Raw genomic sequence first — 24,919 nt, 5'->3', positions numbered from 1 at the left:
TCGGTCAGTGCTACCGGGTGTTCTCCAGGTAGCGCAAGACGGCGGCGACGCGGCGGTCGGTGCGGTCGGCCGGGGCCAGGTCGAGCTTGGCGAAGATGTTGCGGATGTGCTTGTGGACGGCCCCGTCGGTGATGAAGAGGCGTTCGGCGATGGCGCTGTTGCCCAGCCCTTCGGCCATGACGGCGAGTACTTCCCGTTCGCGGGGGCTGAGGCGTTCGAGGGCGGTGTCGGGGCGGGTGCGGGTGAGGAGTTGCGCGACGACGTCGGGGTCGACGGCGGTGCCGCCCGCGGCCACGCGGTGCAGGGCGTCGATGAACTGCTCGACGCGGCCGACGCGTTCCTTGAGCAGGTAGCCGAGCCCGTCGGCGCCGCCGGAGAGCAGCTCGGTGGCGAACGCCTGCTCGACGTAGGCGGACAGCACGAGCACGGCCAGCCCCGGACGGCGGCGCCGGGCCTCGACGGCGGCGACGATGCCCTCGTCGGTGTGCGTCGGCGGCATCCGGACGTCCACGATCGCGACATCGGGTCCGTGCTCGTCGACGGCCTTCAGGAAGGCGTCCGGGCCGTCGGTGGCGGCGACCACGTCCAGCGACTCCGCGCGCAGCAGCAGCGCGAGGCCCTCGCGCAGCAGCAGGTCGTCCTCGGCGATCACGATCCGCATGGCAGCTCCACCTGGAGTGTCGTCGGCCCACCGGCCGGGCTGGTCAGGGTGAGGCGGCCGTCGTGCGCCTCGATCCGGCGGCGGATCCCGGTGATCCCGGAGCCGTGGCCCTCGTCGGCGCCGCCGGCGCCGTCGTCGTCGATCCGCAGGTGCAGCCGGTGGTCGTGCTGCCGGACGGTCACGGCGGCGTGCCGGGCGCGGCTGTGCTTGGCGATGTTGGTGAGCGCCTCGGCGACCACGAAGTAGGCGGTGGCCTCGACGGACGCGGCGCACCGGCCGGGCATGTCGACGTCGACGCGGCAGGGCACGGCGCAGTCGGCGGCGAGTCCGGCGAGGGCGCCGGTGAGGCCGCGGTCGTCCAGGACGGGCGGCAGGATGCCGCGCACGACCGTGCGGAGTTCGGCGAGCGCCTGCTCGGCGGCGGCCTGGGCGCGTTCGAGCATGGCGTCGGCGGTGGCGGGGTCGCGGGCGAGGGCGCGGCGGGTCGCGCCCAGCATGACGGTGACGGCGACGAGCCGGTTCTGGGTGCCGTCGTGCAGGGAGCGTTCGATGCGCCGCAGTTCGGTGGCGTGGGCGTCGAGCGCGGCGGCGCGGGTGGCCGACAGCTGCGCGATCCGGAGGGAGAGGTCGGTGTCGGAGGCGGAGGCCAGGAGCCGCCGTCCGGGCCAGGCCTGGAGGCGGGCCAGGACCGGGCTCAGGGCGACGAGCGCGGCCGCCCAGACCAGCCCCATCGGCACCACCAGCAGGGCGCCGGTGAAGTCGTGCACCAGCCACCATTCGGGTGACCGCTCCACGGGGCCGCCCGGGATCAGCCACCAGTACAGGGGGAAGGCGAGGTCGCGCATGACCCACAGCGGGAGGGACGCGCCGAAGACGCCGAGGAGCAGCCCGCAGGTGCCGTGGGCGGCGACCCAGCCCAGCTCGCGCCGGACGGCGGGGTCGGCGAGGGCGTCGCGCGCCCGGGGCGGCATCGGCGCGGGGCCGATGATCTCCGGGCCCCACCGCGACAGCCGGGCGCGTTCGCGTTCGGCGACGAGGCGCACCCCGCGCAGCGTGACGGGGAGCAGCAGGCGGCCCACGCCGATCAGGCAGGTCAGCGCGACCACGATCGCCCAGACCAGCGCGATCAGCGCCAGGACGGCGGTGCCGAGCCCGCCGACGATGTGCTCCAGCGCGTCCAGGGTGATCCGGGCGCGGGCCCGCACCCGCCGGCCGGTGTGGGTCGACATCCGCACCTCCTCGGCCAGGACGATAGGGCGCCGCGATGATCAGTGTCAGGCCGTCGCCGGAGGAGTACAGCCTGCTGTACCACGGGCGGAGGCCCGGACGGGCTCCGGGCCTCCGCCGCCGTGTCACCGGCTGGTGGGCTGGACGTTCCAGGAGTTGTCGCCCTGCAGCGTGGCGGTCACGTCGTAGACGTTGTTCGCGTAGTCCACCTCGGCGACGTTGGTGATGGTCTCGAGGTCCAGGATCTGGCCCTCGGTGAAGGTGCCGGCGGCCACCCAGTAGTTCGGGTGGGGCTGGAAGACCAGCTCCAGGTTGGGCTGCGCCTGCACCAGGTAGGTGCCGTTGCCGGACATTCCGATGCCGACGCCGGCGGTGTTCGCGGGCACCTCGGGCCCCTGCTTGATGTAAAGGCCGTTGCTGCTCGCGCCGGCCTTCCGCTCGAAGGTGAACGCCCCCTCGGTGTAGTCGAGGCCCACCGTGTTCAGCGCCGGGTCGGCCGGGTCGGCGTCCCAGGTCTGGGAGTCGTCGAAGATGACCCCCGGCACCAGCGTCCCGGGCTCGTTCCAGACGAACGAGTAGTCGATCGTCCAGCGGAAGGTGAGCTGGGTGGTCGGGTGCGCCGACTGGGCGAACCAGGCCAGCGAGAAGACGTCGCGCACGGTCGTGTCCGGCATCCGCTGGAACACGCAGAAGTCGAAGAAATTGGCCGACTGGTTGTCGACGCGCAGCACGTACTCGGTCATGGGATTCCTTCCAGATGATGAGGCCGGTCGTTCCGGCCGGGCGCCCGAATTCCTTTGCGGCGCCCTCTGCCGGACACTTCACCAAGGCCGTGTCACCGGTGCGTCACCGAATCGGTCCGCTCGGTGGTGATTCGTGATGGCGGCGGTAAAGGCGGCGGAAAAGCCGGCGTCCTAACGGCGGCGCTCCCCGTGCAGGATCTCCATGAGGGACAGCGGCGGGGTGACCCCGAGTTCGGTCTCCAGGAGATGCGCGTAGTGCCGGTAGCGTTCGACGGCCTGACTGTGGTTCCCCTCCGCCATGAGGGCCCGGATGAGGAGCCAGTGGGCGCTGTCGCGGAGATATTCGGCCTTGATCGCCCGTGCCGCGAGCGCGACCGCGTCGCCGGGGCGTCCGTCGGCCAGCAGCCTGTGCCCGGCCTCCTCCAGCGCCCGCACGCGCAGCCGGCGGTACGACTCCCGGTAGGGATCGACCCATTCCTCGAACCAGTACGGAAGCACGTCCCGGTCCAGGAGCCGCATTTCCTGCGCCCTTTCCGGCATGAGCCGTTCCTGGCCCGCCAGCACCCGGCGGGCCAGGTGCGCGCCCTGGCGCTGGTCCACCGAGACGGCGGGATCGATGCACATGCCGTTCCCGGCGGAACCGATCAGCACCGGGCCGATGCGCCTGATGCGCCAAAGACTGGTCCGCAGGTTGCCCCGCGCCCGCACCGGATCGCTGTCGGGCCACAGCGCGCTCACGACCGCATTCCGCGAGACGGGGGCGTCGGCGCACGCCACATAGGCCAGCAGCCGCTGCTCGGCCGGCGGGATGTTCACCGGACGTCCGTCCATTAAAAGGGCGAAGTCGCCCAGCAGTTCGAGACGGGCGGGAGCCGGCCCAGCGGCGGGTCCGGACGCCATTGCGAGGTGAATGGCCATGATGCTCCTCCTGTTCGGTTCCACGGCGCGGCGAAGCGGCGGAGCACAAAGTCATGCCGCCGGCTCCGAATAATGGCATTCGTCATCATCCGGGCTCGCCGAACGCTCCGGCCGGGTCATTCGAGCGTTCGGCAGGAACGTCCCAGCAGCATCCGGATAGGGCGTCACCGCCGCGTCACCGCGCGGTTCATTTGACGAACAAGCGAGCAATGATCTTGCAGTTATGGCTTTGCCGAATTAGCTGGACATGAAGTGATTTCACGGCGGCGGGCACGGCCATTCCGTGCCGTCCGGAGCGGTGACGGTCCGGTGACGGCCCGTTGCTGCGATGGCCGGGCGAGAAATTCTCCACGGCCGGACCGCCGAAAAGCCGCCGATCGCGCAGGGCGCACGGCGGCGAATCGAAAGGGCCGGCCGGACACAGAAGACGGAGACGAACACCCATGGCATCGAAAGCCCAGCTGCGGGCGGCGCACCACCAGATCAGCCGGCACATGGCCGGATCCGGCGCCGCCGACCTGCCGGTCCACACCTGTTACGTCGACGCGACCGCGCACACGGTCGTCGTGGGAATGCCGCATTCGGCGCTGCCGTCCGCGCCGGACCTGCGCGACACCCTGGACATCGACCCGGACGTGCCGCTGACGTTCGTCGCGGCCGAGCCCGCCGTGCGGCACGCCGGCAAGAGGCAGCCCAACTCGCCTCTGGTCGGCGGCCTGCTCATCTCGACCGACGGCGAGGGGACGCTCACCGTCGTGGGGAACATGAACGGCAGCAAGGGCTTCCTCACCGCCGGCCACGTGGTCGGGAAGACCGGGGTCCCGGTCTTCCAGCCCTACGAGAGCAACGACTACAACTACTTCGCGGGTACCGCGAGCAAGGTGAGCGACGTGGACGGGGGGACGACCGACTGCGCGTTCGTCGAGAGCCCGTCGGACCTCGGCGTGCGGCAGATCTGGAAGGCGGCGGACGCCTACTACCAGATCACCGACACCGGCGATCCCGCGGTGGGCGCGAAGGTCTACATGCAGGGCTCCCAGAAGCCCGACGAGCAGTCCGGCGTCGTGGCGCAGACCGGGGTCACCGTCACCTTCGACGACGGCACCACGAAGGTGAACCAGTGCTTCGGGACCTACACCGGCATCCCCGGCGACAGCGGTGCCCCGGTCTACGCCAAGACCGGCGGCGGCGACCAGGACGTCACGCTGCTGGGCATGCACATCGGCGGCCAGTCGGTCGACCTGCGCGGCATCCTGGACGACGTGAGCCCGCCGACCGGTCAGGGGGGTGACTACTCGATCTTCACCCCGTGGAACAGCATCGCCAATGACCTGCAGGTGATCCTGGACATCTGACCGCCGGCGGACGTCCGGTGAGGGGGACGTCCAGCGCGGGGGAGGCCCGAGGCCCCGGGCCTTCCCCGCGCCCTCATGCGGTCGGGGGGTCCCCGGCCAGGTCGGCGGGCTCCTCGTCGAACCAGCAGAACACCGGCGGGCCGGGGTACGGCATCAGCAGCCCGTACTCCCCGGCCTCCTCCGGTTCCGGCGTCTCGAACGCCGCCGGGTCGGGGAGCCGGCGGAAGTCGACGTCCATGGCACGTCCAGGCCCGGCCTCAGACCGTGCTCGGGACGTCGAGCCAGGTGATGAGCGACCGGCGGGCGTCCAGCAGCCGCATCTTGAGGGCGGTCGGCACGATCGGCCCGCCCGGCAGGTCGAGGGGCAGGTCGAGGGCGGTCCCGCCGGCGTGCCCGGTGGACAGCGGCCACCGGTAGACGTTGCGGGGCCAGTCGCACAGCTGGTCCACCGTCCAGGAGAACCAGGTGTCGAACGCCGTCCGGTCGGCGCGGGGGTCGAGGGCGCCCAGGTCGGCGATCCCCAGGCCGCGCATCCGCGCCCGCAGCCAGTCGACGGTGTCGGCGCCGGTCATGTCCGTCGTGGTCACCGTCTCCGCGATCCGCCGCACCATCCAGCTCCAGGGCACGAAGTGCCGGTACTCGCCCGTGGCCGCGCCGTCCCCGAAGCAGTCGACCGCGGTCCTCGACAGCTCGCTGAGGCGGGTCCGCCGGTAGTCGACGAGCATGATCGTCTCCTCCAGCCAGTTCCGGGAGGCCCGCGCGTCACCGGGATCCTCCCAGTCCGCCAGATCCAGGTACGTGTACGGACGTGCCGCCATCCTCGCCCCGCTTTCCTCCCCGTCCGGGCAGGCGGACGGGGAGCCGAACAGACACCGTCATGGTCGAGAGCCGCCGCGGACGGCCTTGACCACGCCCGCGACGGCTTCACCGCCCACCCCACCGGTTCGCCGTCACCATCCCGTCACCGCGAGCACGGCCAGAGGGCGGCCGGAGCGCGGCAGTACAGCCTGCTGTACCGAGGGTGACGCGATGGCTGGATCGTCCGTGCGGGGCCGCGCTCCTAGCGTTGTGGCACATCAACGGCAGTCCGACGAAGCAGGAGCGTCCCGTGGCGGATCCCTATCGAATCTCCGATGCGAGCGAGAAGCCCGAAGCGGCCGGCGGTGGTGGCGGGGTGCTGCGGCCGGTGCTGTGGCTGGTGCTGGCGATCAGCCTGGCCGCCAACGTGCTGACCTCGTCGATCGGCGAGAACGTGCTGATCGGGAGCGTGTTCGGGGCGTGCGCCCTGGCCTCCGGCATCACGCTGATCGTCCACCACTACAAGCACCGCCGCCGGTGAGCAGGACCGCCGCCGAGCAGGCGCACCCGCAGGCGTCCCAGGGGACGCCCGCCGTCGCGCTGGAACAGGTCTCCAAGGTCTACCCGGGCGGAGTGCGGGCGCTCCACGAGGTGTCCCTCACCGTCGAGCGAGGCACGTTCCTCGCCGTGATGGGGCCGTCCGGGTCGGGCAAGAGCACGCTGATGCACTGCGCCGCGGGCCTGGACGCGCCCACAGGCGGGAGCGTCTTCATCGACGGCACCGCGATCGGCGGGCTGAACGAGACCCGCCGCACCGAGCTGCGCCGCGAACGCGTCGGGTTCGTGTTCCAGTCCTACAACCTGGTGCCCTCGCTCAGCATCGCCGACAACATCACGCTGCCGCTGCGGCTGGCGGGCAGGGCGCCGGACCGGGACTGGGTCCGGACGCTGGTCGAACGGGTCGGGCTGGCCGGACGCCTCGACCACCGTCCCGCCGAGCTGTCCGGCGGCCAGCAGCAGCGGGCCGCGATCGCGCGGGCGCTGGTCACCAGGCCCGCGGTCGTGTTCGCCGACGAGCCGACCGGCGCGCTCGACCTGCGCACCGCCCGCGAGGTGCTCGCCCTGCTGCGCGACCTGGTCGGCGGCCTCGGCCAGACGGTGGTGATGGTCACCCACGACCCGGCCGCCGCCGCGCGCGCCGACCGGGCGCTGGTCATGGCCGACGGGCGCGTCGTCGACACCCTCGAATCCCCCACCGCGGCCGGCCTGGCCCACCGCATCACGACACTGGAACTGGAGTAGGCGATGCTGCACCTGGCGCTGCGCATGGCCCGCCACAGGATCGCCGCGCTGCTGGCCATCGCGTGCGCCACCCTGGGCGGCGGCGCGTTCGTCACCGGCATCGGAGTGCTGGCCGAGTCGGGGCTGCGCTCGCACGCCCCGGCCGACCGGCTCGCCCGCGCCGACGTGGTGGTCTCGGCCCCGCAGACCTACAAGCCGGAGGGCGACCTCCCGATCGCGCTGCCCGAGCGGGCGCGGGTTCCGGGCGCCCTGGCCGGACGGCTCGCCGCACTGCCCGGCGTGACCGCGGCGGTCGGCGACATCGGCTTCCCCGCCGCCGTCGTCGACGGGCGCGGCGGGCTCGTACCGGCCGGGGACCCGCGCACCGCGGGCCACGGCTGGTCCTCGACCGCGCTGCTGGACGGCCCGCGCGTCACCGGCACGGCCCCCGCCGGACCGGACGAGGTCGCCGTGGACGCCCGCACCGCCGCCGCTGCGGGCGTGGCCCCGGGCGGACGACTGCACGTGGTCGCGGCCGGGCGCCGCGCCGCGTACCGCGTCTCCGCGGTCGTCGCGACCTCCGGGAACGGAGGCGGGGACGCGAGCGGAATCTACTTCGCCGACTCCACCGCGCAGCGGCTCGCCGGACGCGACCGCGGCGCGCCTCCCGCGCAGGCCGGCGCCGTCGACCTGATCGCGCTGCGCACCGCCCCGGGCGCCCGCGCGCGGGTCGAGACGGCGGTCCGCGGCATCGCGCGGCAGCACGGGCTCACCGTGTCCACCGGGGCGGCCCGCGGCGACGCCGAGACCCCCGAGGCGATGGCCGCCCGCAACGTCCTGCCGGTGCTGGCGGGCTCCCTCGGCGGGGTCACCCTGCTGATCGTCGGGTTCATCGTCGGCGGCGCGCTGGCGGTGTCGATCGGGGCGCAGCGCCGCGACCTCGCCCTGCTGCGCGCCGTCGGCGCGACCCCCAAGCAGGTCCGGAGGCTGGCCGCGGCCCAGGCGCTGATCGTCACGGCGGTCACGCTGGTCCCCGGCATCCCCCTCGGCTACCTGCTGGCCGAACGGCTCCGGCGGCTGCTGGCGTCGTCCGGGATGCTCGCCCCGGAACTGCCGCTGACCCTCAGCCCCCTTCCGGCGGTGGCGGCCGCGCTGCTGATGCTCGCCGTCGTCCAGGTGGCCGCCTGGAGTTCGGCGCTGCGGGCGTCCCGGATGCCCGCCACCGAAGCCGTCGCCGAGTCGCGCAGCGAACCCCGCACCCCGTCCGCGCGCCGCGGCTTCTTCGGGCTCCTGCTGCTCGCCGCCGCCAACGTCGTCGCGGTCGCGCCCCTGCTGGCACGGTCGCAGGCCGGGGCGGCGGTGACCGCCCTCGCCGGCATCCTCGCCGCGATCGGGCTCGGCCTGGCCGGGCCCGTGCTCGTCCGCCGGCTCGGCGACGCGCTCGCGCGCAGGCTGCCGCCGCGCGCCGCCGCGCCGACCTGGCTGGCCGTGGCCAACAGCCGCGGGTACGCGCTGCGCGTCGCCGGAGCCGTCACCACCCTCGCCATGGCCGTGGTCTTCACCCTCACCTACGCCCTCACCCAGACCACCGTGCTGTCGGCCACGAACGAGGACGTCCGGGCAGGCACCCGGGCGCAGCTCAGCCTGAGCGCGCCCGGACTCGGGGGCCTGCCCGCAGACCTGCCCGCCGCCGTCGCCGCCACCCCCGGCGTGCGGGCCGCGGCCCCGGTCACCACCACCACGGTCCTGTGGTCGTACCGGATGCTGGGCGACGAGGTCGTCGACAGCCGCTCCGCGCTCGTGCTGACCCCGGCCGCGCCCTCCGTGCTCGACCTGGACGTGCGCGAAGGCGACCTGGCCGACCTCACCGGCGCCACCGTCGCGGTCGACTCCGACGCCGCAAAGTCGCGCGGCGCGCGGGTGGGGAGCACGGTCAGCCTCGTCCTCGGCGACGGCGCCCGCGTCAACGCCCGGGTCGTCGCCGTCTACGGCCGCGGACTCGGCTTCGGCCCCGTCGCGGTCTCCCGCGACCTCGCCGCCGGGCACACCACCACGGGACTCGACCAGACCCTCATGGTCCGCACCGACGGGACGGCGGCGGCGCAGCGCGGCCTGGCCGCGCTCGCCGCGACCCGTCCCGGCCTGGCGATCGACGACAACGGCCGGGGCGGGGCGAACGACCTCGACACGATCCCGCCCGAGCTGTGGATCAACGTCGCCGTGCTCGCGGTGCTCCTCGGCTACCTGCTCCTCGGCATCGCCAACAAGCTCATCGCCACCACCGTCCAGCGTCGCCACGAGATCGCCGCGCTCCAGCTGATCGGCGCGACCCCGGGCCAGATACGCTCGATGATGCGCCGGGAGGCCGCGCTCATCTGCGGCGTGGCCCTGGGCGCGGGCGTCCTGCTGTCGGCCGTCCCGCTCGCGCTCCTGTCGGCCGGATTCCTGCACCGCCCGTGGCCGGCCGGGCCGCCCTGGCTGCTCCCGGCCGTCGCGGCGGTGGTCGCCGCGATCGCCTTCGCGACCATGGAGATCCCGACCCGCCGGGCGCTGCGCGTCCCGCCCGCGCAGGCCCTCACCCGCGGCTGACCGGCGGTTCCTGGTGCCTTCCGGAATTCCTGGAAGGCACCAGGAATGCGTGGAAGGCACCAGGACGTGCGGTGATCGGGTCCATGGTCGCGTGTTCGGCCACGCTGGAGTTCATGAGCCGAGGACGCAGCCACCAGTCCGTCTCGTACGCCGAGCTCGCGATCGACCGCTTCCGGAACTGGCCGCTGAAGGCATGCCGCTCCGACTGCCCGCCCGGCCGCGCCCTGGCCCTGCCGGGACTGCAGATCGTCCACTTCCACCAGGGGGACCTGGCCGAGGTCTTCCTCACCAAGCAGCTCATCTGCCGCCTCACCGCCACCCTGACCGGCTCCGGCCGCGTCGACATCGCCCAGGACAGCGACTGGATCCAGGTGCATCTGGACACCGAGGGCGACCTGTTCCTCCTGGAGTCGCTGGTCAGCCTCGCCATCCAGGCCAGCGACCCGGCCCGCCGGCAGCTCCGCTCGGCCCACGCGGACTGCCCCCACGCCAAACCCGTCAGGACGGCCGGCGCCCGGCTGCGCTCGATGCGGTGCTCGCCCAGAACGAGCGCCACCTCGTCCTGACCTGCGATCCCAGGACTCCCGCGCGTTGCCATGCTCCCCATAGGTGACGTTGCGTCTACCTCGTAGCGAGAGAACCGCGTCGCGCCCGCCTGTTGCCGACGATCACGCCTTCCCAGCAAGCTCTTAGTGGCAAATCGGCTACTAAGCGTGACTTTCTCGGGGTCGCGTGGGAAGCGGGTGGGCATGGGCGAAAGCCCGGACGGGTTCGGTGACGGGGGAGGGGCCGGCCGCGGGGGCGGGGCCGGCGGCGGGAACGGGTTCGGCGGCCGGAACGGATCCGGCGGCGGGGCGGTCGCGATCGTCGGGGTGGGCTGCCGCCTGCCCGGGGGCATCGCCGACCTGGACGGGCTGTGGACGGCGCTGGAGCGGGGCGACGACCTGGTCGGCCGGGTGCCGCCGGACCGGTTCGACGCCGACCTGTTCGTCGACGAGCGCGTCCCGCGGGTGAGCAGGAGCTACACCCGGGCGGGCGGATTCCTGGACCTCGACCTCGCCGCCTTCGACGCCGCCTACTTCGGGATCTCGCCGAAGGAGGCCGCGGCGATGGACCCGCAGCAGCGGCTCCTGCTGGAGATGGCGGTCGAGGCGCTGGACGACGCGGGCATCGACCCGGCCGCCCTGGCCGGCTCCGACACCGGCGTGTTCGTGGGCATCTCCGATCCCGCCTACGGCACGCTGCAACTGCTGGAGCCGGGCGGCGCCAACCCGTACACGATGTCGGGCGGGACGCTGTCGATCGCGTCCAACCGGCTCTCGCACGTCTTCGACCTGCGCGGCCCGAGCATGAGCATCGACACCGCGTGCTCGTCGTCGCTGCTGGCGGTGGAGCGCGGCTGGCGGACGCTCGTCGAGGGCCGCAGCCGGGTGGTGCTGGCCGGCGGCGTGAACGTGCTGCTCAGCCCCGGCCCGTACATCGGGTTCAGCCAGGCGTCGATGCTGTCGCCGACCGGCCGGTGCCGGGCGTTCTCGGCCGAGGCGGACGGGTTCGTCCGGGCCGAGGGCGGTGGCGTGGTGGTGCTCAAGCGGCTCGGGGACGCGGTCGCCGACGGCGACCGGATCCACGCGGTGATCGTGGGGGCCGGCACCAACAACGACGGCCGCACCATCGGCCTGTCGCTGCCCAACCCCGAGGCCCAGGAAGACCTGCTGCGGCAGGTCTACGCCCAGGCCGGGGTGGCCCCCGACGACGTCGTGTACGTCGAGGCGCACGGCACCGGGACCCTGGTGGGCGACCCGGCCGAGTGCCGGTCGCTGGGCCGGGCCCTGGGGCAGGGGCGCACGCGCGGGCCGCTCCCGATCGGGTCGGTGAAGAGCAACCTCGGGCATCTGGAACCGGCGTCGGGCATGCCGGGCCTGTTCAAGGCCCTGCTGGTGCTCAGGCACAAGACGGTTCCGGCGTCGTTGCACGCGGACACGCTCAACCCCGACATCGACTTCGAGGGGCTGGGCCTGTGCGTGGCCACGCGCCCGGTGCCGCTCCAGGAGACCGGCGGACGCTCCGTGGTCGGCGTCAACTCGTTCGGATTCGGGGGCGCGAACGTCCACCTCGCCCTGGCCGCACCACCGCCCTCGGCGGGCGGCGCGGCCGAGTCGGGGGAAACGGCGGCGGGGTTGCCGGTGGTGGTGTCGGCCCGCACCCGTCCCGCGCTGCAGGAAGCCATGGCGGCGGCAGCCGGGGCGCTGGCGTCCACCGACGAGCGGGACTTCTACGACGTCGCGTACACCGCCTCGCGGCGGCGCGGCACGCACGCCCACCGCGCCGTGGTCGTGGCCGATACGCCCGCCGCCGCGGCCCGGGCCCTGACCGGCACCGGATCGGTCGCGGTGGGGGAGGCGGTCGAGCACGGCCGGGTCGCGCTGGTCTTCTCCGGCAACGGTTCGCAGTGGGCGGGGATGGGCGCCGACCTGCTGGAGGACGAGACGTTCCGCGCGGCGGTCGCGGCGGTGGACGCCGAACTGGCGCCGCTGCTGGGCTGGTCGGTGCGGGAGGAGCTGGAGGCGCCCGCCGAGCGGTGGCGGCTGGCGGAGACGGAGGTCGCCCAGCCGCTGCTGTTCGCCGTGCAGGTGGGCGTGGCCGCGATGCTCAGGGCGTCCGGCGTGCGCCCCGCCGCCGTGCTGGGCCACAGCGTGGGCGAGGTCGCCGCCGCGTACACCGCCGGGGCGCTGTCGGCGGCGCAGGCGGCCAGGGTGATCGCCGAGCGCGGCAACGCTCAGGCGCTCACGCGGGGGCATGGGCGGATGGCCGCGGTCAGGCTCCCCGAGTCCGCCGCCCGGCAGCTGCTGCGCGCCTACCCGGGGGTGGAGATCTCCGCGGTCAACAGCGACCGCGACATCACCGTGGCCGGTCCCGCGGACTCGTTGAAGCGGCTCGGCGAGGACATGGCCGCACGCGAGGTCTTCTTCCGCGAGCTCGACCTGGACTACGCCTTCCACAGCGCGGCCATGGATCCGGTCCGCGAGGGCCTGGCGGCGGGGCTGGCCGGGCTGGAACCGGAGCCGGGCAGGATCCCGCTGGTGTCGACGGTGACCGGAGCGGTGGTGCAGGGGACGGAGCTGGACGCGGCGTACTGGTGGCGGAACGTGCGCCGGCCCGTGCGGTTCGCGGCCGCCGTCGAGCACGTCATCGACGCGGGCTGCGATGTGCTGCTGGAAGTCGGCCCGCATCCGGTCCTGCGCTCCTACCTGCGCCGCATCAGCGGCAACGCCCGCACGCGCGGCGCCGTGGGAGCGACGCTGCGGCGCGGCGAGCCCGGCCGCGCGTGCATGCGCGACGCGGTCGCGCACCTCATCGCGGTCGACGCCCGCATCGACTGGGACGACCACTTCCCCCGGCCGGGCGCGGTGCGGCCGCTGCCCGCCTATCCCTGGCAGCGGGAGCGGCACTGGATCGGGCAGCCCAGCGCCTGGGTGCCCAGGATGGGGGTCGCGGCCCTCCAGCATCCGCTGCTGGGCGAGCGGATGCCGTCGCCGCGGCCGATGTGGGGCGGCGAGCTCGACCCGGGCCGGGTGCCCTGGCTGAACGACCACCGCGCCGGCGGCGTCCCCGTCATGCCCGCCACCGGCTACCTGGAGATGATGATCGCGGCCGGACGGCTGGCGCTGCCCGAGGCGGCCGAGGCGGTGGAGGTCGACCGGGTCGACATCTCCCGGGCGCTGGTGCTGACCCCGGCGACCGAGAACGAGCCGGTGTGCTCCGGCCTCGGCCTTGACCCCGAGACCGGTCTGGTCACGGTGGCGAGCGCCGAGGACAGGACCAAGCAGCCCCGCGAGAACTGCCGGGGCCGGGTGCGGGCCCTGCTGCGCCCCGCCCCGCCGCCGGTGGACGTGGCCGGGCTGCGCGCCCGCGTCGCCGCCCCCGTCGACGTCGCCGACTACTACGCCCGCGCCGCCGAGGGGAACATGGCGTGGGGGCCGCACTTCCAGGTCCTGACCGGCCTGTGGCAGGGGAACGGGGAGGTCCTGGGCGAGTACTCCTGCCCGGCCCAGGAGGACGACCGCTACCAGGCGCATCCGGTGGTGCTGGACAGCGCGCTGCAGGCCGGGGTGCTGTGGCTGGTGGAGGAACTGCGCTCGGGCACCGGGTACATGCCCGCGTCCATCGGCTCGGTCCGGTTGTGGGGACGGCCCGCGGCCGAAGGGCTGCTGCACGTCCGGGAACGTTCGCGCACCGCGGAGGAGGTCTGCTGGGACATCACCATCACCGACCTCCAGGGCCGCGTCTCCGTGGAGATGCGCGAATGCCGGCTGCGCCGCCTCCGCGGCTCGCTCAGCGCACCGCTGGCCCGCTACGAGACGGTGCTGCGCGCCGCGCCGCGAGGCGGCCAGGTCGCGGGTGGACGGCGCGCGGCCGACCCCGTCGAACCCGCTGAGATCCTGGCCGGAGCCGCCGGGCCGATCGACCGGCTGCGATCGGCGTGGCACGAGCTGGACTACGGGCGGTTCGCGACACTGGCCGAGAAGACCTTCGCCCACGCGCTCGCCCACGCCCTGGCCCGCGCGCTCGGCGCGCTCGACACGGCCGAGACCTTCACCCCGGAGCAACTGGCGGAGATCTGCCACGAGCCCCACCACCGGCTGATGCTGCACCAGGCGCTCCCGCTGCTGGAACGGCACGGACTTCTGGAACGGGCGAGCGGCACGCACCTGCGCTGGGCGACGCCGCCGGAGGACGCGGACGAACTGCACCGGGATCTGGTCTGGCAGGGCACCGGCTTCGCCGCCCACGGCACGCTGGCGGTACGGGTCGGCAGGCATCTGCCCGACCTGCTGAGCGGGCGGCGCACGGCGGCCGACCTGCTGTCCGGCGGCGGAGGGGCCGACCTGCTGGAGCAGTTCCACGAGATCGGGCCCGTGTCGCTGTTCGTCAACAGGATCGTGCGGGCGCTGGTGGAGGAGATCGTCCGGGAGTGGCCCGCGGACCGTCCGCTGCGCGTCCTGGAGGTGGGCGCCGGAAGCGGGGGGACGACCGCCGCGGTGCTGCCGGTCCTGCCCGCCGACCGGGTCCGCTACACCGTCACCGACGCTGCCGAGACGGCCCTGGCCAAGCTCCGGCAGCGGTTCTCCGACAGCGATGTCGTCGACCACGTCCGGCTGGACCTCGACCGCGACCCCGGCGGGCAGGGCCTGCCCCTGGGCTGCTTCGACCTCGTGATCGCGGTCGACGCCCTGCATCTGGCCGAGGACGTCACCGCCTCGCTGCGGCACCTGTCGGCGCTCCTGGCCCCGGGCGGCCGGCTGCTGGCCGCCGAGCCGCACCGGGCCGGGCCGCTGCTGCCCATCCTGGGGATGCTGGAGGAGTTCTGGCGGTTCCGCGACCGCGACCTGCGCCCGCGTTCGCCGCTGCTGTCCCGCGACCAGTGGCCGGCGGTGCTGGCGGAGGCGGGGTTCACCGGCGTCGTCCAGACCGGTGACGATCGCGAGCCCGGTCGCGACGACTTCTCGGTCATGCTCGCCTCCGCGTCCGCCACGCCGGTGCCGGACGAACCGCGCCTTGAGGAAACGGGTATCGACGCGCCGGAGCCGGACGGCCGCGACGCCTGGATCATCGCCGCCGAGGACGACGACGGCCTGGCCGCCAGGCTCGAAGCGGTGCTGAGCGAGCGCGGCGCGCACGCCGGCCGGTCGCCCCTCGGTGCCGATCCCGATCACTGGGTGTCCCGCGTGCCGTCGGACGTCCGCACCGTCACCTTCGCCGTCCTCCTGGGCGGGGAAGATCCCGGCGGTCCGGAGGCGGTCGTCGAGCAGATCACCCGGCGGGCCGCCGCGCTGCGCGGCATCGTGCTCGCGTGCGAGCAGCTGCCGCAGGATCTGCCGGTCTCGCTGTGGCTGGTCGCGCGCCCGTGCGGCGCCCTGCCCGAACCCGACCTGCCCGATGTGGAGACGTACCCGCAGGACGCGGCCACCTGGGGTTCCGTGCGATCGCTGGGCAACGAGCACCCGCGGCTGGCGGTACGGCGCGTGTGCCTGCATCCCACCGGTGACGCGGCCCTCGACGCCGATCGCCTGGCGGCGGAGCTCCTGGAGCCGGACGAGGAGGACGAGATCCTCCTCACCGGCCGGGGCCGCTTCGTCCCGCGCCTGCGGGAGGCGCCGCCCGCGACCGTCACCATGTCCGGAGCCTCCCCGGACGCCTCCTCGGACGTCTCGCCGGACGCGCCGTCCGGCGGCGACCTCTGCTACCGGCTCGCGGTGCACGATCCCGGACTGTCGTACGGCCTGGCCTGGCACCAGACCCGCAGGCCGGTGCCGGAGCCCGGCCAGGTGGCGATCGAGGTGCGGGCGGCCGGGGTCAACTTCCGCGACGTGATGCGCGCGGTGAACATGCTGCCCACCGAGGCGATCGAGGCGGTCTTCGGGTGGCACGAGCTCGGCCTGGAATGCGCCGGGATCGTCACCGCCGTCGGCCCCGGCGTCACCGGCCTCCAGCCGGGCGACCGCGTCGTCACGGCCGGGCCGGTCGGGTTCGGCGACCACACCGTCGCCGACGCCTGGGCGGCCGGGCGGATCCCCGACGGCCACACCTTCGCCCAGGCCGCGACGCTGCCCATGGGGCTGGCCACCGCGTTCCACTCGCTCGTCCACTGCGCGCGGGTGAGGGCCGGGGAGATCGTCCTGGTGCACGGCGGCGCGGGCAGCGTCGGGCTGGCCGTGCTGCACATCGCCCGGCGCCTCGGCGTGCGGGTGATCGCCACGGCCGGCACGCCCGCCAAGCGGGACCTGCTGCGCGCCCTGGGCGCCGAGCACGTGCTGGACTCGCGCAGCCTGGAGTTCGCCGAGCGGGTGCGGGACCTGACCGCGGGCCGCGGCGTGGACGTCGTGATCAACTCGCTGGCGGGCGAGGCCGTCAGCCGGGGCTTGGAGACGCTGCGGCACGGGGGCCGGTTCATCGAGCTGGGCAAGCGCGACATTTACGAGAACCAGCCCCTGCTGCTGCGGCCGTTCGGCGACAACCTCTCCTACTTCGGCGTGGACGTGGGCACCCTGATGTGGAAGGACCCCGAGCGGGCCGCCGAGGACATGGGCGTATGGCTCGACCTCTACCGCTCCGGGGAGATGGCCGCGCTGCCCCACACCGTCTACCCGGCGGCGCGCGTGGACGAGGCGTTCGCGCTGATGCGCCACTCGCGGCACATCGGCAAGGTCGTCGTCTCCTTCGACCCGCGCGACGAACCGGTCGCCGTCCGGCCGGAACGCACCGCCCCGACGCTCGACCCCGACGGCACCTACCTGGTCACCGGAGGGCTGAGCGGGTTCGGCGCGGTGACGGCCCGCCGGCTGGCCGGTCTCGGAGCGCGCCATCTGGCCCTGGTCGGCCGCCGGGGCGCGGACACGCCCGAGGCGTCCGGCCTGCTGGCGGACCTGCGCGGCGAGGGCGTCTCGGTGAGCGTCCACGCCGCCGACGCCGCCGACCGCGCCGCCATGGGCCGGATCCTCGACGACCTCGACGCCGGAGGCCACCCGGTGCGCGGGATCGTCCACGCGGCGATGCACCTGGACGACGCCCCGCTCACCGAACTGCCCGACGAGCGGATCCGCGCCGTCCTGCACCCCAAGGTCGCCGGCGCGATGGTGCTGGACGACCTCACCCGCGACCGCCCGCTGGACCTGTTCGTCATGTACTCGTCCATCGCCGCGCTCGGCAACATCGGCCAGTCGTCCTACGCCGCCGCCAACCTGTACCTGGAGGCGCTGGCACGCCACCGCCGCCGCCATGGCCGCCCGGCGCTCACGATCGCCCTGGGCCCGCTGGCGGAGACCGGCGTCCTGGCGCGCGGCGGCGAGGGGCAGGCGCAGGCGCGGGCGCTGGCGGTGTTCGGCGGCGAGACGATGCGTCCCGCGCAGGCCCTCGCCGCCGTCGAGGACATGGTGACCGAGGGGGCCGGGGCGGCGCTGGTGGGCCGCTTCGACTGGGCCCGCCTCAGCCGTGCCCTGCCCGCCCTGCGGCGGCCGATGACGGCGGCGCTGCTGCCCGCCGGTCTGGAGGAGCAGGAGGCCGGGCAGGCGCAGCTGCTGGAGATGCTCGCCCGGATGGACGGCGAGGGGGTGCGGGCCTTCCTCGTCGAGCAGATCACCCAGGGGCTGTCGGAGGTCCTGCTCGTGCCCGCCGACCAGATCGCCCCCGACCGCCGGTTGGACGAGTACGGGATGGACTCCCTCATGGCCGCCGAGCTGCTGGCCTCGGTGCGGGCGCGGTACGGCATCGACATCCCGCCCATGGAGCTGCTGCGCAGCGGCGGGACCGTCGCCGACATCGCCCAGGTCGTCCTGCTGCGCCTCGGCCTCTCGACGGGCGACACCGCGCCGCGCGTCCCCGCGCCCCGCGCTTCCGCGCCCCAGGCGCCCGAGTCACCGGGCGGCCCCGCCTCCCAGGGAGCCGCGTTCGGCGAAGGCGGGGCGGAGAGCCCGTCGGCCGACGCCGATTCCTTCGCAGGTCAGGCCGGGTGACCCGGTCTGCGAAGAGCCGTGACCTCATCCCCCGCCATCCCCGTCACACCCCTCCCCCCGCACCGCATCTGGAGTTCGACGTGAGCACGACCTACACCCGGCTGGCCGCCGTCGCCGCCCATCTGCCGGAGACCACGCTGACGACCGCCGAGCTGGAGGAGCGGCTGGCCGAGCGCAACCCCGGGCTGGACCTGCCGCGCGGCCTGATCCTCGACGGCAGCGGGGTGCGGCGGCGGCATGTCGCCGACCCGTCCGACCGGCCGTCCGACCTGGCCGCCGCCGCGGGCCGCAAGCTCCTGGACGAGCACGGCGTCCACCCCGGCGACCTGGACCTGATCATCTACGCGGGGGTGTCCTCCGACCTCGTGGAGCCCGCCACGGGACACGTGGTCGCGGCCAAGCTGGGCGCCGACTGCCCGGTCTTCGACGTGCGCAACGCCTGCAACAGCGTGCTGAACGCGATCGAGGTGGCCGACACGCTGATCGGCGGCGGCCGGTACCGGCGGGTGCTGATCTGCTGCGGCGAGCTGCCGAGCGCCATCACCCCGTGGACCGTCGGCGGCACCGAGGAGTTCTTCACCGTCGCGGCCAGCTACACCGTCTCCGACGCCGGCGCCGCGCTGCTGCTGGAGGCCGGCGGCTCCCCGGGCGTGCTCGCCCACGCCTTCACCGCCTACTCGGCGGCGTGGGAGGCCGCGGTGGTCCCGGTCCTGGACTTCAACAGCGATCCGCTGGCCGGTCCGCCGCGGCTCGGCCCCCTCGTCGTCAGCGGCGTCAAGCTGCTGGGGGGCTTCGAGAAGATCGACTCCACGGTCTTCCACAAGCCCCTCGCGGACCTGGGGCTGACCTGGGACGACATGGCGGCGATCTGCGTCCACCAGGCCTCGCTGCCGATGCTGTGGAAGTTCTGCGACCACGTGGGGATCCCGCCGGGCAAGGTCGTCGTCACCATCGCCCAGCACGGCAACATGGTCGCCGCCACCCTGCCCGTGCAGCTGGCGATGGCGGTGGAGTCGGGCCGGGTCCGGCGCGGCGACCTGGTCGCCATGATCGGGCTGGCCAGCGGGGTCAGCGCCGGCATCGCCGTGGTCCGGTGGTGAGCCGATGACCTCCCTCACCCCGTCCGGGGGCCTGGGCCGGAGCCGGGACGTCCCGGTGAGCCCGCTCGCGCTCCGCGCCGTCCAGTGGGTCCGTGACCAGCCCGAAGAGGTCCTGTGCCGGCTCGCCGGGCGCGCGCCGCGGGAGACGACGTTCGCCGAGATGGCGGTGCTGGCCGACCGGACCGCGGCGGCGCTGGCGCGGGCGGGCGTGCGCGCGGGGACGCGCACGGCGGTGATGGTGCCGCCCGGCCCGGAGCTGTGGGCGGCGCTCCTGGCTTTGGCGCGGCTGCGCGCCGTGCCGGTGCTGGTGGATCCGGGCTTGCCGTTCGCCGCGGTGCGCCGCTGCCTGGACCGGGCCCGGCCCGAGGCGTTCATCGGGATTCCGCTGGCGCAGGCGGCGCGGCTGGCGCTCGGCTGGGGGCGGAGCAGCGCCCGCATCGTGGTGACCGTCGGCCCCGGGCGGCTGTGGTGGGGGCGCACCATCGACGGGCTGCGCGCCGCCGCGGCCGATGACGCCTGCTCGTGGCCGGTGCCCGTCCTGGACGATCTGGCGCTGATCGGCTTCACGTCCGGTTCGACCGGGCCGCCCAAGGGGGTGCCGCTGCGGCACCGGCACCTGGTCGCGCAGCTCGAAGGGCTGGACACGCTGGGCGCGCTCGGGCCGGGGGTGGTGATGCTGTCGCCGTTCGTGCCCTTCGCGCTCGGGGCGACGGCGTTCGGCGCGACCGCGCTCATTCCCGACATCGATCCGCGGCGTCCGGGCCGCGCGAAGCCTGCCGTGCTGGCCGCCGACATCCGGCGGCACCGGGTGACGGCGATGTTCGCGCCGCCCGCGCTGTTGGACCGGCTGGCTCGGCACTGCTCGGCGCGCGGCATCGTCCTGGACTCCCTCCGGCACGTGCTGGTCGCCGGTGCGCCGCTGCCGATCGGCACGCGCGAGCGGATGCGCGCGGCGCTGGACGACGGGGCGCGGCTGGTGTCGGTCTACGGGGCGACCGAATGCCTGCCGGTGGCCGCGATCGAGAGCCGTGACCTGGCCCGCACCGCCGAGGCCACGGCCGCCGGGGAGGGGACGTGCCTGGGTGTCCCGCTGCCCGGCGCCGAGGTCCGCGTCATCGGGGTCACCGACGAGCCGATCGCGCGCTGGAGTCCGGATCTGGAGGTGCCGCCCGGCACCGTCGGCGAGATCACCGTGGCCGGGCCCGCCGTCGGAGACCCCTACCTGGACGACCCCGGCGCGACCGCGCTCGCCCGTATCGCCGACGGCGACCGGGTCTGGCACCGCATGGGCGACCTGGGCCGCGTGGACGGCGAGGGCCGGCTGTGGTTCGCCGGGCGCAAGTCCGAACGCGTCCGTACCGGCGGCGGCGACCTCTACACCGACCAGGTCGAGCCGATCTTCGACGCCCTCCCCGGCATCGCCCGCACCGCCCTGGTCGGCGTCGGCGCGGCGTCGGCGCAGCGCCCGGTGCTGGTCGTGCAGCCCGAGCCGGGGGCCACCCGCGCCCAGCGCATCCGCCTCGCGATCAGGATCCGGGCCGCGGCCGCCCGGTACCCGCACACCGCCGGCATCCGCGACGTGCTGTTCCGCCGCCGCCTCCCGGTCGACGCCCGGCACGAGAGCAAGATCCGCCGGGGCGAGCTGGCCGGCTGGGCCGCCCGCCGCCTGGGCACGGGCCGGCTGATCGGGGGAGGGCGATGAAGGTCCTGGTGACGGGCGGCAGCGGGTTCCTCGGCAAGGCGATCTGCCGGAGGCTGGCCGCCCGCGGCGACACCGTCCACTCCCTGCACCGCCACCACAGCCCCGCGCTGGACGCCCTGGGCGTCACCCAGCACCTGGGCGACATCCGCGACCGCGCCGCCGTGCACGCCGCGGTCGACTGGTGCGACGCGGTCGTGCACTGCGCGGCCAAGGCCGACATGGCGGGACGGCCCCGCGACTTCGAGCAGGTCAACGTGGACGGCACCCGGCACGTGCTGAGCGCGTGCGCCCGCGTCGGGGCCCGCCTGGTCCACACGTCCTCGCCCAGCGTCGTGCACGATGGCCGCGACCTGGAGGGCGTGGACGAGTCGGCGCCCTACGCCCGCCGGTTCCTGGCGGCCTATCCGCGTACCAAGGCCGTCGCCGAAGGGCTGGTGCTGGGGGCCGCGGGCCACCTGATCCCCGCCGTGGCGCTGCGCCCGCACCTGATCTGGGGTCCGGGCGACCCGCACTTCCTGCCCCGGTTCGCGGCCCGGCGCCGCAGGCTGTGGATGCTGGGCCGCACCGACAAGCTCATCGACACCACCTACATCGACAACGCCGCCGACGCGCACCTGCTCGCCCTGGACCGGCTGGAACCGGGGTCGCCCCTGACCGGGCGGGCCTACTTCATCTCCCAGGGGCGGCCGTGCACGACCGCCCACTGGACCAACGCCCTCCTGGGCGCGGCCGGGCTGCCCCCGGTGCGGCGGCGCATGCCGGTCCGCGCCGCCTGGGCGGCCGCGGCGCTGCTGGAGCTGGCGTGCCGCGCGCCGGGCGTGCCGGTGGAGCCGCCGCTGACCCGGTTCCTGGTCGGCCAGGCCAGCACCGCGCACTGGTTCGACATCTCCGCCGCCCGCCGCGACCTGGGCTACCGGCCACGCGTGAGCATGGACGAGGGCCTGGCGCGGCTCACCGACCACCTCGCCCGGCAACCGGATCGGACCGCCCTGTGACCCGCACCCGTTTCCCCGGCTACCCCTTCACCTCCCGCTGGTACGAGCACCCGGCGCCGCGGGGGCAGCGGCAGCACTACCTCGACGAGGGCGTCGGCCCGCCCGTGCTGTTCTTGCACGGCAACCCCTCGTGGAGTTACATGTGGCGGCGTCCCGTGCTGGCCCTGCGCGACCGGTTCCGCTGCGTCGCCCCCGACCATCTCGGCATGGGGCTGTCCGATGCCCCCGCCGACGACCGGCACCCCTTCACCCTGTCCGCGCGCATCGACGACCTGGACGCCCTCGTCGGGCACCTCATCGCCGACCGCGGCGCCCCCGGCCGGGGCTGGACGCTGGTGATGCACGACTGGGGCGGGCCGATCGGCATGGGCTGGGCGGCCCGCCACCCCGAGCGGGTCTCGCGGCTGGTCGTGCTCAACACCGCCGCCTTCCCCAACCCGCACGGTGCCCGGGTCCGTCCGGTGCTGCGGTTCCCGTTCTGGCTGCTGCGCGACACCCGCGCGGGGCGGCGCCTGTTCCTGCGGCACAACGCGTTCGCCCGGCTGGCCACGCTCCCGCCGTACGGGGTCCGCCGCCCGATGCCGCGGGCCGTCCGTGCCTCGTTCCTGGCCCCGACCGCGCGGCCTCAGACGCGCCGCTCCATCCAGCGGTTCGTGCAGGACATCCCGCTGCGTCCCGGGGACGTGTCCTGGCCGACCTTGTACCGCATCGGCCAGAAGCTGGACGGCTTCTCCCACCTGCCCACTCTGATCGCGTGGGGGTTGCGCGATCCGGTTCTGGATCCCGCGATGCTGGAGGAGTGGCGCCGTCGCTTTCCCGCCGCCCGGACGCACATCTACCGCGACGCGGGCCACTACCTCCTGGAGGACACCGACGATCGGTTCCTGGTCGCGTTGCGCGCGTTCCTGCTGGACTACGGCGCCTGACCGGACTGGCGGGCTTGACCGGACTGGCGGGCCTGGCGGGCCTGGCGGGCGCCGGGAGGGCGCCAGGCGAATCCGAGCGACGCCCCGACGATCGCCAGCAGCGACCCGAGGAGCAGGCCGCCGAGGTTGGCCAGGACGAACGCCGTCAGCGCCGCCATGGCCGCCAGCACGGCGATCATCGTCCGCTGCCCGGCCGCCAGCCACAGGCCCGGCCCCATCGCCATGATGAAGCAGCCGATCAGGAAGCTGGAGTAGCCGCCGGGCCCGGACTGCACGAGCACGCCGACCGGCGCCACCGGCACCAGCATGATCTCCGCGCCCGCGGTCAGCAGCAGGCACCCGGCCGCGAACGGCCGCCCGCGCGTCCAGCCCCGCAGCCCTGCCAGCGGCGCCCGGCGCCGGCTAGAAGCACTCATCGACATCGCGTCCCAGCGCCGCCCGCAGCCCGCTCACCTGGAAGGAGCCGCCGGTCGTCATCCATGTGCCGGCCTTGACGTCGCGGACCGTGAAGCCGAGCGACTGCAGGCCGTAGGCGCCGGGCGCACCCGCGTGGCCGGGCACCGCGTCCAACGAACCGGCGTCCCGGTTGAGCTGGAGCGACCCGAAGTCAACGTCGGCGTCGATGGTCGTCGCGGAGATCACCAGACGGTCCACCTGGGAGGCCGGTTCGCCGGGCCGCGCGTGCAGGCGCAGCACGTAGCGGCCCAGCGGGGTCCGCACCACCGTCGAATGGCACAGCCCCTCCACCCGCGCGGTGCGCATCGCCAGCACCATCACCGGATGCCTGCGCCCGTCCACCGACGTCACCACGGCCGGGTAGAGCGCGAAGCCGTTGCCGGAGATCTCGTCGGCCGCGACCTTCGCCTGGCGTCCCGACACCGCGAACGACGCCGGCAGCGCCCCCTGCGCCATGCCCACCGCGAGGACGGTCAGCGCGCCCAGCGACGGGACGAACAGCAGGGCGAAGCGGCGCCACCGGATCCGCCCGCACAACGCCTCGCGCCACCGGCCGGCCATCGCCCGCATAACACCCGCCTCACCCGTCAGGCCCCGCACCGCAGTGCCACACAGGGTAATCAGTCTGTCACGCTTTCGTCGAGTCGTGTGGTTCGGTCGCGGAGATACCGGCCTGGGGGAGATGGGAGGCCCGCGCCTTCAGCAGGTGGACGAGGTGCCGGACGTGCGCGGTCAGGTGGCGGGTGCGGGCGTGCTGGGCGACCAGCAGGACGTCCGGGCTCTCGATGTCCAGCGGGCGGCGGGTGATGATGCCGCTGCGTTCGAGCGGGTCGTCGGCGATGCTGTAGTCGGGCAGCAGCGTGACGCCCAGCCCTTCGGCGACCATCACCTTGCCCATCTCGGCGCCGTCCACGGAGTAGGCGAAGGCGGGCTCGCGGCCGTTCAGCAGGCGGTGCACGTAGCGGTGCATGAGGTAGCCCGCGCGCATCGCGACGAACGGCTCGGCGAGCATCCGCTCCAGCGGGACGGCGTCCAGCCGGGCGAGGGGGCCGTCGGCGCGGCAGCAGACCACGGCCCGGCCGCGCAGCAGCTCGACCGTCGCCAGGTCGGGCGGGGCGTCGTCGCCGTCGATGAGGTTGACCAGGCCGAGGTCGAGGCCGCCGCCGCGCAGCGCGTCGTGGATGTCGGGCTGCTGGGCGGTGACCAGCTCGACCTGCGTCTCGGGGTGCGCGGCGCGGAACGCGCTCATCGCGGGCGTGACCAGTGGGACGGTGGCGGCGTTCACGGTGCCGACGCGGATCATCCGCCGGGTCCTGACCTGGTCGCCGGCCGCCGCGCGCAGCCGGTGCACCGCGTCCAGCACCTCGGTGATCCGGGGCAGCAGCTCGCGCCCGCCGGCGCTGATCCGGGCGCCCGCCCGGTGCCGTTCGAGGAGCGTGACGCCGAGCTCGCGCTCCAGGTTGCCGATGGTCTGGCTGAGCGCCGGCTGCGACATGTGCAGCGCCTCGCTGGCGCGGCGCATCGAGCCCAGCCGGGTGACGGCCGCGACGCATTCCAGCTGTTCGATCCGCATCGGGTCCTCCGCGAAGCGTGCGTGCAAGGTTCGCCCTATCACCCCGTCGGCAACGCCACATTGACCTGGGGCGGGACGGCACGCA

Annotated in this window: 19 protein-coding genes; 10 read left to right on the top strand and 9 right to left on the bottom strand. The window is 74.5% G+C overall.

Annotated features, from left to right (window positions below):
* Window positions 1-10: 10 nt before the first annotated feature.
* The 4 genes from ACFPZN_RS02755 to ACFPZN_RS02740 all read right to left on the bottom strand — a co-directional run bounded on the left by ACFPZN_RS02755 (window position 11) and on the right by ACFPZN_RS02740 (window position 3,549).
* Window positions 11-661, bottom strand: a complete 651-nt coding sequence (locus ACFPZN_RS02755) for a response regulator (protein WP_378279777.1) — start codon at window positions 659-661, stop codon at window positions 11-13.
* Window positions 649-1,890, bottom strand: a complete 1,242-nt coding sequence (locus ACFPZN_RS02750) for a sensor histidine kinase (protein WP_378279775.1) — start codon at window positions 1,888-1,890, stop codon at window positions 649-651. The genes ACFPZN_RS02755 and ACFPZN_RS02750 overlap by 13 nt, the downstream gene beginning before the upstream one ends.
* A gap of 123 nt (window positions 1,891-2,013) precedes the next feature.
* On the bottom strand, window positions 2,014-2,631 hold the full coding sequence (locus ACFPZN_RS02745; protein ID WP_378279773.1) for a hypothetical protein: 618 nt from the start codon (window positions 2,629-2,631) through the stop codon (window positions 2,014-2,016).
* 171 nt (window positions 2,632-2,802) lie between these two features.
* A complete protein-coding gene (locus ACFPZN_RS02740) occupies window positions 2,803-3,549 on the bottom strand; it encodes an AfsR/SARP family transcriptional regulator (protein ID WP_378279771.1) in 747 nt (248 codons plus the stop codon).
* Window positions 3,550-3,992: 443 nt separating this feature from the next.
* On the opposite strand from ACFPZN_RS02740, the gene ACFPZN_RS02735 reads away from it, so the two are divergent.
* A complete protein-coding gene (locus ACFPZN_RS02735; protein WP_378279769.1) occupies window positions 3,993-4,904 on the top strand; it encodes a chymotrypsin family serine protease in 912 nt (303 codons plus the stop codon).
* Window positions 4,905-4,977: 73 nt separating this feature from the next.
* On the opposite strand, the gene ACFPZN_RS02730 is transcribed toward ACFPZN_RS02735, so the two are convergent.
* Complete coding sequence (locus tag ACFPZN_RS02730; RefSeq protein WP_378279768.1) at window positions 4,978-5,142, bottom strand: hypothetical protein; 165 nt, start codon at window positions 5,140-5,142, stop codon at window positions 4,978-4,980.
* Window positions 5,143-5,161: 19 nt separating this feature from the next.
* Window positions 5,162-5,722 (bottom strand): hypothetical protein, encoded by a 561-nt coding sequence (locus tag ACFPZN_RS02725; RefSeq protein WP_378279766.1) that lies wholly within the window; start codon window positions 5,720-5,722, stop codon window positions 5,162-5,164.
* Between the two features lie 290 nt (window positions 5,723-6,012).
* Between ACFPZN_RS02725 and ACFPZN_RS02720 the strand changes: the two genes are divergently transcribed.
* The 9 genes from ACFPZN_RS02720 (at window position 6,013) to ACFPZN_RS02680 (ending at window position 22,805) form a co-directional block, all read left to right on the top strand.
* The gene (locus ACFPZN_RS02720; RefSeq protein WP_378279764.1) at window positions 6,013-6,243 is read left to right on the top strand and encodes a hypothetical protein; all 231 of its coding nucleotides are present in this window, start codon (window positions 6,013-6,015) and stop codon (window positions 6,241-6,243) included.
* The gene (locus tag ACFPZN_RS02715; protein ID WP_378279762.1) at window positions 6,240-7,004 is read left to right on the top strand and encodes an ABC transporter ATP-binding protein; all 765 of its coding nucleotides are present in this window, start codon (window positions 6,240-6,242) and stop codon (window positions 7,002-7,004) included. The genes ACFPZN_RS02720 and ACFPZN_RS02715 overlap by 4 nt, the downstream gene beginning before the upstream one ends.
* Window positions 7,005-7,007: 3 nt before the next feature.
* Entirely contained in the window at window positions 7,008-9,572 is a 2,565-nt protein-coding gene (locus ACFPZN_RS02710; protein WP_378279760.1) for an FtsX-like permease family protein, read from the top strand.
* 113 nt (window positions 9,573-9,685) lie between these two features.
* A complete protein-coding gene (locus ACFPZN_RS02705; RefSeq protein WP_378279759.1) occupies window positions 9,686-10,138 on the top strand; it encodes a luciferase domain-containing protein in 453 nt (150 codons plus the stop codon).
* Between the two features lie 183 nt (window positions 10,139-10,321).
* On the top strand, window positions 10,322-18,082 hold the full coding sequence (locus ACFPZN_RS02700; RefSeq protein WP_378279756.1) for an SDR family NAD(P)-dependent oxidoreductase: 7,761 nt from the start codon (window positions 10,322-10,324) through the stop codon (window positions 18,080-18,082).
* An 80-nt stretch (window positions 18,083-18,162) separates the two neighbouring features.
* Window positions 18,163-19,182: a 3-oxoacyl-ACP synthase III family protein gene (locus tag ACFPZN_RS02695; RefSeq protein WP_378279754.1), complete on the top strand. Its 1,020-nt coding sequence runs from the start codon at window positions 18,163-18,165 to the stop codon at window positions 19,180-19,182.
* 4 nt (window positions 19,183-19,186) lie between these two features.
* Complete coding sequence (locus ACFPZN_RS02690; RefSeq protein WP_378279752.1) at window positions 19,187-20,884, top strand: fatty acid CoA ligase family protein; 1,698 nt, start codon at window positions 19,187-19,189, stop codon at window positions 20,882-20,884.
* On the top strand, window positions 20,881-21,879 hold the full coding sequence (locus tag ACFPZN_RS02685; RefSeq protein WP_378279750.1) for an NAD-dependent epimerase/dehydratase family protein: 999 nt from the start codon (window positions 20,881-20,883) through the stop codon (window positions 21,877-21,879). Before ACFPZN_RS02690 ends, ACFPZN_RS02685 begins: the two co-directional genes overlap by 4 nt.
* Entirely contained in the window at window positions 21,876-22,805 is a 930-nt protein-coding gene (locus tag ACFPZN_RS02680) for an alpha/beta fold hydrolase (RefSeq protein ID WP_378279748.1), read from the top strand. The genes ACFPZN_RS02685 and ACFPZN_RS02680 overlap by 4 nt, the downstream gene beginning before the upstream one ends.
* On the opposite strand, the gene ACFPZN_RS02675 is transcribed toward ACFPZN_RS02680, so the two are convergent.
* The 3 genes from ACFPZN_RS02675 to ACFPZN_RS02665 form a co-directional block, all read right to left on the bottom strand.
* Window positions 22,793-23,221: a DUF6114 domain-containing protein gene (locus ACFPZN_RS02675; RefSeq protein WP_378279746.1), complete on the bottom strand. Its 429-nt coding sequence runs from the start codon at window positions 23,219-23,221 to the stop codon at window positions 22,793-22,795. The genes ACFPZN_RS02680 and ACFPZN_RS02675 overlap by 13 nt on opposite strands.
* Window positions 23,208-23,822 (bottom strand): DUF6230 family protein, encoded by a 615-nt coding sequence (locus tag ACFPZN_RS02670; protein ID WP_378279744.1) that lies wholly within the window; start codon window positions 23,820-23,822, stop codon window positions 23,208-23,210. Before ACFPZN_RS02670 ends, ACFPZN_RS02675 begins: the two co-directional genes overlap by 14 nt.
* A gap of 67 nt (window positions 23,823-23,889) precedes the next feature.
* Window positions 23,890-24,834 carry a LysR family transcriptional regulator gene (locus ACFPZN_RS02665; protein ID WP_378279742.1) on the bottom strand — a complete coding sequence of 315 codons (945 nt, stop codon included), beginning with the start codon at window positions 24,832-24,834 and terminating at the stop codon, window positions 23,890-23,892.
* Window positions 24,835-24,919 lie beyond the last annotated feature (85 nt).

This window comes from Actinomadura rugatobispora (genome assembly GCF_042656285.1).
Taxonomy (GTDB): Bacteria; Actinomycetota; Actinomycetes; order Streptosporangiales; family Streptosporangiaceae; genus Spirillospora; species Spirillospora rugatobispora.
Note: the sequence above shows the minus strand (reverse complement) of the source record. Positions and strands in the feature narration are given on the sequence as shown.